This window comes from Pseudomonas sp. NPDC098747 (genome assembly GCF_044760045.1).
Classification (GTDB): domain Bacteria; phylum Pseudomonadota; class Gammaproteobacteria; order Pseudomonadales; family Pseudomonadaceae; genus Aquipseudomonas.
The window spans coordinates 1-10,776 of sequence record NZ_JBIWAL010000016.1 but is presented as its reverse complement, the minus strand read 5'-3'; the positions used below and the strand labels follow the sequence as shown (position 1 = coordinate 10,776).

9 protein-coding genes and 1 pseudogene are annotated in these 10,776 nt (G+C 60.2%); all 10 read left to right on the top strand.

The window, feature by feature from the left end; all coding sequences use genetic code 11:
* Nucleotides 1–81 precede the first annotated feature (81 nt).
* Nucleotides 82–1,020, top strand: a pseudogene (gene asd / locus ACIQVE_RS12510) (aspartate-semialdehyde dehydrogenase); the annotation flags it as partial.
* 262 nt (nucleotides 1,021–1,282) lie between these two features.
* Nucleotides 1,283–2,293, top strand: a complete 1,011-nt coding sequence (locus ACIQVE_RS12505; RefSeq protein WP_402808470.1) for an aspartate-semialdehyde dehydrogenase — start codon at nucleotides 1,283–1,285, stop codon at nucleotides 2,291–2,293.
* A 48-nt stretch (nucleotides 2,294–2,341) separates the two neighbouring features.
* Nucleotides 2,342–2,497 (top strand): hypothetical protein, encoded by a 156-nt coding sequence (locus ACIQVE_RS12500; RefSeq protein ID WP_402808468.1) that lies wholly within the window; start codon nucleotides 2,342–2,344, stop codon nucleotides 2,495–2,497.
* A gap of 4 nt (nucleotides 2,498–2,501) precedes the next feature.
* Nucleotides 2,502–5,141: a FimV/HubP family polar landmark protein gene (locus tag ACIQVE_RS12495; protein ID WP_402808465.1), complete on the top strand. Its 2,640-nt coding sequence runs from the start codon at nucleotides 2,502–2,504 to the stop codon at nucleotides 5,139–5,141.
* A 271-nt stretch (nucleotides 5,142–5,412) separates the two neighbouring features.
* A complete protein-coding gene (gene truA / locus ACIQVE_RS12490) occupies nucleotides 5,413–6,237 on the top strand; it encodes a tRNA pseudouridine(38-40) synthase TruA (protein WP_402808595.1) in 825 nt (274 codons plus the stop codon).
* Between the two features lie 65 nt (nucleotides 6,238–6,302).
* Nucleotides 6,303–6,923: a phosphoribosylanthranilate isomerase gene (locus ACIQVE_RS12485; protein WP_402808462.1), complete on the top strand. Its 621-nt coding sequence runs from the start codon at nucleotides 6,303–6,305 to the stop codon at nucleotides 6,921–6,923.
* A gap of 201 nt (nucleotides 6,924–7,124) precedes the next feature.
* Nucleotides 7,125–8,045: an acetyl-CoA carboxylase, carboxyltransferase subunit beta gene (gene accD / locus ACIQVE_RS12480; RefSeq protein WP_402808459.1), complete on the top strand. Its 921-nt coding sequence runs from the start codon at nucleotides 7,125–7,127 to the stop codon at nucleotides 8,043–8,045.
* On the top strand, nucleotides 8,042–9,349 hold the full coding sequence (folC, locus tag ACIQVE_RS12475; RefSeq protein WP_402808457.1) for a bifunctional tetrahydrofolate synthase/dihydrofolate synthase: 1,308 nt from the start codon (nucleotides 8,042–8,044) through the stop codon (nucleotides 9,347–9,349). The genes accD and folC overlap by 4 nt, the downstream gene beginning before the upstream one ends.
* On the top strand, nucleotides 9,333–9,983 hold the full coding sequence (locus ACIQVE_RS12470; RefSeq protein WP_402808455.1) for an SPOR domain-containing protein: 651 nt from the start codon (nucleotides 9,333–9,335) through the stop codon (nucleotides 9,981–9,983). Before folC ends, ACIQVE_RS12470 begins: the two co-directional genes overlap by 17 nt.
* Before the next feature lie 98 nt (nucleotides 9,984–10,081).
* Complete coding sequence (locus ACIQVE_RS12465; protein ID WP_402808452.1) at nucleotides 10,082–10,642, top strand: CvpA family protein; 561 nt, start codon at nucleotides 10,082–10,084, stop codon at nucleotides 10,640–10,642.
* The last annotated feature ends 134 nt before the right edge of the window (nucleotides 10,643–10,776 follow it).

Here is a 10,776-nt window from a genome sequence, read left to right as displayed (position 1 = left end):
AATGATAATTACACAACATACAAATACACTCTCAAACACACTAAATACCTAAACGACAATCATCCGATCAACGAAGATTAAAGCATTGAAGAGCTGAAGACCCTCGACGTGATCCTGACCTGCCAGGGCGGCGACTACACCAGCGAAGTGTTCCCCAAGCTGCGCGAAGCCGGCTGGCAGGGTTACTGGATCGACGCGGCTTCCAGCCTGCGCATGAACGATGACGCGGTCATCATTCTGGATCCGGTCAACCGCAAGGTCATCGACCAGCAACTGGATGCGGGCACCAAGAACTACATCGGCGGCAACTGCACCGTCAGCCTGATGCTGATGGGCCTGGGTGGTCTGTTCGAAGCCGGCCTGGTCGAGTGGATGAGCGCCATGACTTATCAGGCTGCCTCCGGTGGCGGCGCGCAGCACATGCGTGAACTGATCAAGCAAATGGGTGTGACCCACGGCGCTGTTGCCGAGCAACTGGCGGATCCTGCCAGTGCGATCCTCGATATCGACCGTCGTGTGGCTGAGGCCATGCGCAGCGAAGCTTACCCGACCGAACACTTCGGCGTACCGCTGGCTGGCAGCCTGATCCCGTGGATCGACAAGGAACTGCCGAACGGTCAGAGCCGCGAAGAGTGGAAGGCCCAGGCCGAGACCAACAAGATCCTCGGTCGCTTCAAGAGCCCGATTCCGGTCGACGGCATCTGCGTGCGCATTGGCGCCATGCGTTGCCACAGCCAGGCGCTGACCATCAAGCTGAACAAAGACGTACCGATCGCCGACATCGAAGGGCTGATCAGCCAGCACAACCCTTGGGTCAAACTGGTACCGAATCAGCGCGAGATCAGCATGCAGGAGCTGAGCCCGACCAAGGTCACCGGTACCCTGAATGTGCCGGTCGGTCGACTGCGCAAGCTGAACATGGGCACCCAGTATCTGGGCGCCTTCACCGTCGGCGACCAACTGCTGTGGGGCGCGGCCGAACCGCTGCGTCGCATGCTGCGGATCTTGCTTGAGCGTTGATCGTTTGAAGCAATGAAAGAACCCGTGCCTTGTGAGAGGTGCGGGTTTTTTATGCCTGAAATTTCTTGAGTGTCTGACCTGTCGCTTTCGCGAGCAAGCTCGCTCCCACAGGGTTAGATGGTGTACACAAATTTATGATTTACACCGACAACTGTGGGAGCGAGCTTGCTCGCGAAGGGGACAGTGCAGGTGCCGCCGAATTGCCTGTGCCGCAGTCACCCGGTAAAGTGCCGCTCCCCCCGTTTCGCCAGAGGCTCGCACCATGACCCAGACCCTTGATATTGCCGTAATCGGCGCCACCGGTACTGTCGGCGAAACCCTCGTGCAGATTCTCGCAGAGCGCGACTTCCCGGTCGGCACCCTGCACCTGCTGGCGAGCAGCGAATCCTCCGGCAGTTCGGTGCTGTTCCGCAACAAAAACGTACGCGTGCGTGAAGTCGATGAGTTCGATTTCAGCAAGGTCAAACTGGTGTTCTTCGCCGCCGGTCCAGCCATCACCCTGAGCTACGCCGCCCGCGCCCAAGCTGCCGGTTGTTCGCTGATCGATCTGTCCGGCGCTTTACCGGCCGATCAGGCGCCGCAAGTGGTGCCGGAAGCCAACGCTGCTGTACTCGCCGGTTTGAAAGCGCCATTCCAGGTCAGCAGCCCAAGTCCATCGGCGACCTCGCTCGCCGTGGTGCTCGCGCCGTTGCTCGATCTGATTGATCTGCAGTACGTCACCGTTACCGCCAATCTGGCCGTTTCCGCCCAAGGGCGTGAAGCCGTCGCCGAGCTGGCACGCCAGACCGCCGAGCTGCTGAACATGCGCCCGTTGGAGTCTAAGTTTTTTGATCGGCAGATGGCTTTCAACCTGCTGGCTCAGGTCGGCAAGCCTGACGCGCAGGGCCATACACTGCTGGAAAAGCGCCTGGTGCGTGAGTTGCGTCAGGTGCTGGCGCAGCCTTTATTAAAGATTTCCGCAACTTGCATTCAAGCCCCGGTGTTTTTTGGCGATAGCTTTAGCGTGACCTTGCAGTCAGCGCAGGCCGTCGACCTGAAAAAGGTCAATGCCGCGCTGGAAGCTGCGTCGGGCATCGAACTGGTCGACGCGGGTGATTACCCGACGGCAGTCGGTGACGCGGTGGGGCAGGACGTGGTCTATGTCGGTCGCGTGCGCAGTGGTGTCGATGACCCGGCGGAACTTAATCTGTGGCTGACGTCAGATAACGTGCGCAAAGGCGCAGCACTCAATGCTGTGCAGGTTGCCGAGTTGTTGATAAAAGACCTGCTGTAAAAGATACTTGGCAACAATTTGTCGACTGATTCTAGCCGGGCGCTATGCTTGGCCGAAGCAGTTGATAACGTTTCACCCTCCGGGACTTTCCGGGGCATCAAAGAAATGATCGCGCGCGGCATCTGTCGTCGTCGCGCGCAATGCCTTACGGCAGCGGTATTCAACATCTTCTCGCTGGCCGAGGAACGTTCAAACAAAGGATGAGGCTATGGTTCAAGTTCGCAAACTGGTGTTAGCAATAGCGGCCGCCTCGGCGCTGTCCTCCGGCATGGCGCATCCCCTCGGGCTCGGGGAGCTGACCCTGAAGTCGACCCTGAACCAGCCGCTGGTGGCCGAAATCGAGCTGCTCGACGTCAAGGATCTCACCGCTGCCGAAGTGGTGCCGAGCCTGGCCTCGCCGGAAGATTTCGCCAAGGCCGGCGTTGATCGCCAGGCCTTCCTCAATGATCTGACGTTCACGCCAGTGCTTAACGCCAGCGGCAAAAGCGTGCTGCGCGTAACCTCGAGCAAACCGCTGTCGGAACCGATGGTGAAATTCCTCGTCCAGGTGATGTGGCCGAACGGCCGCCTGCTGCGCGATTACAGCGTGCTGCTGGACCCGTCGAAGTTTTCGCCGCAGACCGCTGACGCAGCCGCGCAACCGGCGCCGTCGCAAACCATCACTGCGCCGACCACCGGCGCCACGCACTCGAAGCAATACACCACCACGCCACGCGACACCCTCTGGGAAATCGCGGCGAAGGCGCGTACCGGCGGTTCGGTTCAGCAGACCATGCTGGCCATTCAGGCGTTGAACCCGGATGCGTTTATCGGCGGCAACATCAACCGCCTGAAAGTCGGCCAGGTGCTGCGTCTGCCCGATTCGGTGCAAAGCGCTGCACTGCCACAGTCAGCGGCCATTGCTGAAGTTGCGGCGCAAAACGAAGCCTGGCGTCAGGGCCGTCGTTATGTGGCCAAGCCTGGCACCGGTCAGCAGCAACTCGATGCGACCAATCGTGGTCGCGGGAATACCGGCGCTGCGCCTAACGCCCAAGACAACCTGAGCCTGGTTTCCGCCGAAAGCACCAAGGCGCGCGGGAACGGCCCTGCTGGCGACGCCAAGGCCCTGAGCAACAAACTTGCGGTCACCCAGGAAAGCCTCGACACGACCCGCCGTGACAACGAGGAACTGAAAAGCCGCATGGCTGATCTGCAAAGTCAGCTGGACAAGCTGCAACGGCTGATCGAATTGAAGAACAATCAATTGGCGAAGATGCAGGCCGATGGGCCGGGCGCTGTGCCAGGTGCGAATCCGGCAGTTCCTGCGATCACTGCCGAGTTGGCCTCCACACCGCCAGCGACACCGGCAGAAGCCGCTCCGACGCCAGAGTCAGCCATTGCACCACCGGCCGAGACGCCAGTTGAGCCCGTGGTCGAGCCGGTGGTCGAAACCACACCTGCTGCCGATGACGAAAAAACCTTCAACGAACTGCTGACCAATCCGATTTTGCTGGGTCTGGTCGGTGGCGGTGCCGTGGTTCTGCTGCTGTTGCTGTTGCTACTGGCCCGTCGCCGCAAAGCCCAGCAGGAAGCCGAGAAGCATGTGCGCATGGCGCGCGCCCTCTCTGAGGAGCAAGAGTTCTCTGCCGAGCACGATCTGCCGGAAAGCAGCTTCGAAGGTCTGGAGACTCCGGCCGCGAGCGTCAAGCTCAACACGCCGGCCCCTGCGCCAGTTGTCGCTCCGATTGTGGCGCCAATCGTGATGGCCGAGCCAATCGCCGCGCCTCTGGTTGCCCCGGCCGCCGAGCGCTCCGATGACGTGCTCGACAAGGCGCAATCGCACATCAATGCTGGCCGTCTGAATCAAGCTGCTGCGTTGCTGGAAGAGGGCATCAGCCTTGAGCCGCAGCGCAGTGATCTGCGTCTTAAGCTGATGGAAGTCTACGGTCAGCAGGGCGATCGGGATGCGTTCGTCGCGCAAGAGCGTCAACTGGTGGCCAATGGCGACAACTTCGCCAAGGTCGAAGAGCTGAAAAGCCGCTTCCCGGCCATGGCCGTAGCGGTTGCGGGTGGCCTGGCCGCCGCCGCCATCGCCGCCGAGCTGGACGCCCAGTACGTCAAGGAATTGCTGCTGGATGAGCCCGAGGCGCCTGCACTGTCGCCAGTAGCGGACGATCTGGACAGCGCGTTTGACCTGAGCCTGGACGATCTCGACAACATCACCCCGGTTGAGCCGGCGCCAATCGTTGAGCCAGAAGCACCGGTCGAACTGGATGAGTTTCCGGCTGACGACGATCTGAGCTTTGAATCGGTGCTGCAACAGCAGACCGAAATCAAAGAGAATCTCGATGATCTGTCGGATTTCGACCTGGATCTGGACCTTGGCGCTGAGCCTGCTCCTGCTCCAGCACCGTTGGCCGATGACGACTTCCTGCTGGATCTGGACGACGGCGTGAAGGATCTGTCGCCGGTAGAGCCACCGGTCGTCGCCGATGTGCCACAGGATGATCTCGAGCTGCCAGCCGATTTCGACCTGTCGCTGGCTGACGAGATGGACTCCAACCCGGCGGCCGAGCCTGATGCGTTTGCCGCCGAGCTGGATGACGTCAACGCCGAGCTGGATCGCCTGTCGCAGAGCATCGCCGAGCCGACGTTCACCGAGGCCGATGCGGCGCTGGGTGATGATTTGGGTGAAGACGATTTCGACTTCCTCGCGGGCACCGACGAAGCAGCCACCAAACTTGATCTGGCTCAGGCCTACATCGACATGGGTGACAGCGACGGCGCGCGCGACATCCTCAACGAGGTGTTGACCGAAGGTGATGAAAAGCAGCGCGGCGAAGCCAAGGAAATGCTTTCGAGCCTGTAGTAAGTGCAGCGTTAAACAACAACGGCAGCCCATGAGGCTGCCGTTTTTGTTTGGGCGGAGCTCTTTGGTGCCCGAGCTGACGTCTTCGCGAGCAAGCTCGCTCCCACATTTGGAATGCATTTCAACTGTGGGAGCGAGCTTGCTCGCGAAGAGGCCGGGCCGGTCGGCAGAGATCGCTCTGGTTTCCCTGATCTACAGCCTTATAATGCCCGCCTTTGCAACAACAGCAGGCTGTCCCACCTTGGCAAACATAGATAACCCGGTCGCCGAAATGGCCCCCGACGGCTTTTACCGCGTTGCGCTGGGCGTTGAATACAAAGGTTCGCGCTACAGCGGCTGGCAGCGTCAGTTGACCGGTGTGGCGACGGTGCAGGAAGCGCTTGAAAAAGCCTTGTCGAAAGTCGCCAACTCGCCCGTCTCGTTGCAGTGCGCCGGGCGTACCGACGCGGGCGTGCATGCCTGCGGGCAAGTGGTGCATTTCGACACTCCGGTCGATCGCTCGCTGAAGGCCTGGGTGATGGGCGCCAACATCAATCTGCCTCACGACATTAGTGTCAGTTGGGCGCGGGTGATGCCGGCGAATTTCCATGCGCGGTTCAAGGCTATCGCCCGGCGCTATCGCTATGTGATCTACAACGATCAGATTCGTCCGGCCCATCTCAATGAAGAAATCACCTGGAACCACCGCCCGCTGGACGCCGAACGCATGGCCGAAGCTGCGCAGTTTCTGATCGGCACCCACGATTTCAGTGCGTTCCGTGCCGGCCAGTGCCAGGCGAAATCGCCGATCAAGAAGATGCATCACCTGCGCGTGACCCGTCACGGCAAGATGATCGTGCTCGACATTCGCGCCAACGCGTTCCTGCATCACATGGTGCGCAACATCGCGGGCGTGCTTATGACCATCGGTGCCGGCGAGCGGCCGGTCGAGTGGATGAAGGAAGTGCTGGAAAGCCGCGAACGTCGTTCCGGTGGCGTGACAGCGCATCCTTACGGGTTGTATCTGGTGCAAGTCGAGTACCACGACGAGTTCCCGCTGCCCGAGCGTTTTATCGGGCCACATTTCCTTACGGGTTTCTCCGAACTTGACGGCTGACGCCCTCTAACGCTTTTGTTACCATCCGGGACTTTCCCGGATTCTGCCTCGGAGTTTTTCTCGATATGTCAGCCGTTCGCAGCAAGATCTGCGGGATTACCCGCATAGAAGATGCGCTGGCCGCCGTCGAAGCCGGGGCTGATGCGATCGGATTCGTGTTTTACGCCAAGAGTCCGCGCGCAGTATCGGTGCAGCAGGCCCGGGAGATCATCAAGGCCTTGCCGCCGTTTGTGACCACCGTGGGCCTGTTCGTCAACGCCAGCCGCTGCGAGTTGGGAGAAATCCTCGATGCCGTGCCGCTGGATCTGTTGCAGTTCCATGGCGACGAGACCGCCGAAGAGTGCGAGGGCTGGCATCGTCCTTACATCAAGGCGCTGCGGGTCAGGGCCGGCGATGACATTGCCGCCGCCTGCGACGCTTATCCAAGTGCCAGTGGCGTACTGCTCGATACCTACGTCGAAGGCGTGCCCGGCGGAACCGGCGAAGCGTTCGACTGGTCTTTGATTCCGCAAGGTTTGAGCAAGCCGCTGATTCTGGCGGGCGGGCTCACCCCGGAAAATGTTGCGGATGCCGTGGCTCGCGTTAAACCCTACGCAGTAGACGTCAGTGGCGGGGTAGAGGCGAGCAAGGGCGTCAAGGATCACGAGAAAATTCGCGCGTTCATCGACGCCGCAAAGGGCATTTAGGCCGCTACATGATGTGACGGCTGGCACACTGCCGCCGTCCACAGCTTGGTAGAAAAGAGGCTGAGGGTTTTTGGGTTGTACGAAGGTCAGTTTTACTGACCCGGCCATCCATCAATCATCGCCACACATGAATTTAGCTGAAGGGCATACGCGGGGCTGCGAACCAGAGCGTTCGGGCCGCCGGTACTGGAGAAAGAAAGTATGAGCAACTGGTTAGTAGACAAACTGATCCCTTCGATCATGCGTTCGGAGGTCAAGAAGAGCTCGGTGCCTGAAGGTCTGTGGCACAAATGCCCGTCCTGTGAGGCTGTGCTGTATCGTCCGGAGCTGGAAAAGACCCTGGACGTTTGCCCAAAGTGCAACCACCACATGCGCATCGGTGCACGTGCGCGCATCGACATCTTCCTTGATGCCGAAGGTCGCAACGAACTGGGCGCCGATCTGGAGCCGGTTGACCGTCTGAAATTCCGTGACGGCAAGAAGTACAAGGATCGCCTGACCGCTGCACAGAAGCAGACCGGCGAAAAAGACGCACTGATTTCCATTAGTGGCACCCTGCTGGGCATGCCTGTAGTGGTTTCGGCGTTTGAATTCAGCTTCATGGGCGGTTCCATGGGCGCTATCGTCGGCGAGCGTTTCGTACGCGCTGCCAACTACGCGCTGGAAAACCGTTGCCCGATGATCTGCTTCGCCGCTTCCGGTGGCGCGCGCATGCAGGAGGCCCTGATCTCGCTGATGCAGATGGCCAAGACCTCGGCCGTGCTGGCGCGTCTGCGCGAAGAAGGCATTCCGTTCATCTCGGTACTGACCGACCCGGTCTATGGCGGTGTATCCGCCAGCCTGGCAATGCTCGGCGACGTAATCGTCGGCGAACCGAAAGCCTTGATCGGCTTCGCCGGTCCGCGCGTTATCGAGCAAACCGTGCGTGAAAAGCTGCCGGAAGGTTTCCAGCGCAGCGAATTCCTGCTGGAACACGGTGCGATCGACTTGATCATCCACCGTCAGGAACTGCGCCCGCGTCTGGGTAACCTGCTCGCACAAATGACCGGTAAACCGACGCCGAAATTCGTTGCAGCGCCAATCGAGCCGATCGTCGTTCCGCCGGTGCCTGCCAACATATGATCGAGCGCACCCTTGGCGAATGGCTCGCCTACCTTGAGCAGTTGCATCCGTCGGCCATCGATATGGGTCTGGAGCGTTCGCAACAGGTAGCGTCCCGCATGGGGCTGGGCCAGCCGGCGCCTCGGGTGATCACGGTCACCGGCACCAACGGCAAGGGTTCGACCTGCGCTTTCGTGGCTTCATTGCTGCGGGCGCAAGGCTTGAGCGTTGGTGTCTACAATTCTCCGCACCTGCTGCGTTACAACGAGCGGGTGCAGCTCAATGGCGTCGAAGCCACTGACGCGCAGCTGTGCGAAGCCTTCGCTGCGGTCGAGGCCGGGCGTGGCGACACCTCGCTGACTTACTTTGAAATGGGCACTTTGGCGGCGTTCTGGCTGTTTCAGCAGGCCGGGCTCGATGCCGTGGTCCTGGAAGTCGGTTTGGGCGGGCGTCTGGACACGGTCAACGTAGTCGACGCCGATATCGCGCTGGTCACCAGCATTGGTGTTGATCACGCCGATTATCTGGGTGATACCCGCGAATCCGTAGCTTTCGAGAAGGCCGGTATCTTCCGTCAGGGTAAACCGGCCCTGTGCGGCGACCTCAATCCTCCGCAGCCGTTGCTCGACAAGGCGCGCGAACTGGCTTGCCCGTTCTCCTTGCGTGGACGCGATTTCGACCTCGGCATCACTGATCAGAACTGGCAGTGGCGCGGTACCGATGCGCAAGGCCAGGTTGTTGAGCTGCATGATTTGCCGCTGCTCGATCTGCCGATGGAAAACGCCGCGCTGGCGTTGCAGGCGTATCTGTTGCTCGGTTTGCCGTGGAATGCACAGCAAATTGTGGCGGCCTTGCAGGCGACACGTGTTGTCGGGCGTCTGGATCGCCGTTCGTTCGAATGGCATGGCAAGCGCCTGAATCTGTTGCTGGATGTTGGCCATAACCCGCACGCGGCGGAGTATCTGGCCCGCCGTCTGGCCTCGCGACCGCCGGTCGGCAAGCGTCTGGCGGTGTTTGGTCTGCTGGCGGACAAGGATCTGGATGGTGTTGTCGGCGAGTTGAGTGCTAGTGTCGAGCATTGGGCGGTAGCGCCGCTGGATTCACCGCGCGCGCGCCCGGTTGTTGAGTTGCAAGCTGTATTGCAGAACCTTGGTGCGTCGGTCACGTCTTACGACAGTGTTGCCGCTGCACTTGAAGGGCAGTGCGCAGTCGCAACCAGCGACGATGAGATTCTGTTGTTCGGATCATTTTATTGTGTCGCCGAGGCCCTTGAATGGCTGGCCCGGCGCTCCACGGAGGAAGCGGCAAATGGCTTTGCTGGATAAAGCGTACAAACAGCGCATGGTCGGTGCCCTGGTGCTGGTGGCGCTGGCGGTGATTTTCCTGCCAATGCTGTTTTCCCGTCAGGACGAACAGCGTCAGGTGACCGTCGAGGCACCGGCTGCTCCGCATGCACCTGCTATGCCGCAGGTGCAGTTGGAGCCGGTTGCCGTTCCCGAGCCGCAAGCCTTGCCGCAAGAACCCGTGCCAAGCGATGAGGAAATCGCCGAGCAAGCCGCGCCTTCTGCGCCGATTGCGCCAGCGCCTGTAGTGCCGACCCAGATCGCCAAGCCTGCCGTGCCGCCGCCGGTGGCAAAGCCGATTCCTGCGCCCGCACAGCCTATCGCAGCAGCGGCGACCAAGCCTGATACCACTCAGAGCCGCGTCGATGCCAATGGCCTGTCGGTCAGCTGGTCGGTGCAACTGGCGAGTCTGTCGAGCCGCGCGAGCGCCGAGAGTCTGCAGAAGAACCTGCGCAGCCAAGGCTACAACGCTTACATCCGTTCAGCCGATGGCAAGAATCGGGTGTTCGTCGGCCCGCTGATCGAGCGCGCCGAAGCCGATCGTCTGCGTGATCTTTTGAGTCGTCAGCAGAACCTCAAGGGTTTTGTTGTGCGCTTCCAGCCTGAACGCGGCTGATATCTATCGATCCGATTGAAATGCACTGAAAATCGCAGCTTACCGACAGCCATGCGCTCTGCTAAAATGCGCCGCCTTATCCGTCTGTAGGCTGCACTGTGCCATTTACCTGGGTTGACTGGGCGATCGTTGCAATCATCGCCATCTCCGCATTGATCAGTTTGAGCCGCGGCTTCGTCAAAGAAGCATTATCGCTGGTGACCTGGATCATCGCAGGAGCCGTCGCCTGGATGTTCGGTGGCTCACTGTCCGAGTACTTCGCCGGATACATCGAAACCCCATCGGCTCGCGTGATCGCGGGCTGTGCCATCATGTTTGTCGCCACACTGATCGTGGGCGCAATGATCAATTTTCTTATCGGCGAGTTGGTTCGCGTCACCGGGTTGTCCGGGACCGACCGATTCCTGGGAATGGCCTTCGGCGCGGCGCGTGGCGTGCTGCTGGTGGTCGTTGCAGTCGGGCTGTTGAGCCTGGGGCCGGTACAGCAGGACGGGTGGTGGAAAGAATCGCAGCTCGTGCCAAAATTTCTATTGGTCGCCGACTGGTCCAAAAACCTGATTCTCGGGTGGAGCAGTCAGTGGCTTGCCAGCGGAATCAGCGTACCCGCTGAAATTCCGTTCAAGGAACAGCTCTTGCCGTCGGCCAAAACGCCACAGTGAGTGTTGTTCAGTTCAGATCCATTAAGTAGGGGTTGCGTCGCATGTGTGGCATCGTCGGTATCGTAGTTATGTAGATCGTCTTTTAGGGTATGTTTGTGTTTCTTAGTGTTGTTCTGGTTGGTGGCCTTTTCTTT

Excerpts from the sequence above, each read along its gene's own strand:
- folC (WP_402808457.1), top strand. The coding sequence starts at position 8,042 with ATGATCGAGCGCACCCTTGGCGAATGGCTCGCCTACCTTGAGCAGTTG.
- accD (WP_402808459.1), top strand. The coding sequence starts at position 7,125 with ATGAGCAACTGGTTAGTAGACAAACTGATCCCTTCGATCATGCGTTCG.
- ACIQVE_RS12495 (WP_402808465.1), top strand. The coding sequence starts at position 2,502 with ATGGTTCAAGTTCGCAAACTGGTGTTAGCAATAGCGGCCGCCTCGGCG.
- ACIQVE_RS12470 (WP_402808455.1), top strand. The coding sequence starts at position 9,333 with ATGGCTTTGCTGGATAAAGCGTACAAACAGCGCATGGTCGGTGCCCTG.
- ACIQVE_RS12505 (WP_402808470.1), top strand. The coding sequence starts at position 1,283 with ATGACCCAGACCCTTGATATTGCCGTAATCGGCGCCACCGGTACTGTC.
- truA (WP_402808595.1), top strand. The coding sequence starts at position 5,413 with ATGGCCCCCGACGGCTTTTACCGCGTTGCGCTGGGCGTTGAATACAAA.
- ACIQVE_RS12485 (WP_402808462.1), top strand. The coding sequence starts at position 6,303 with ATGTCAGCCGTTCGCAGCAAGATCTGCGGGATTACCCGCATAGAAGAT.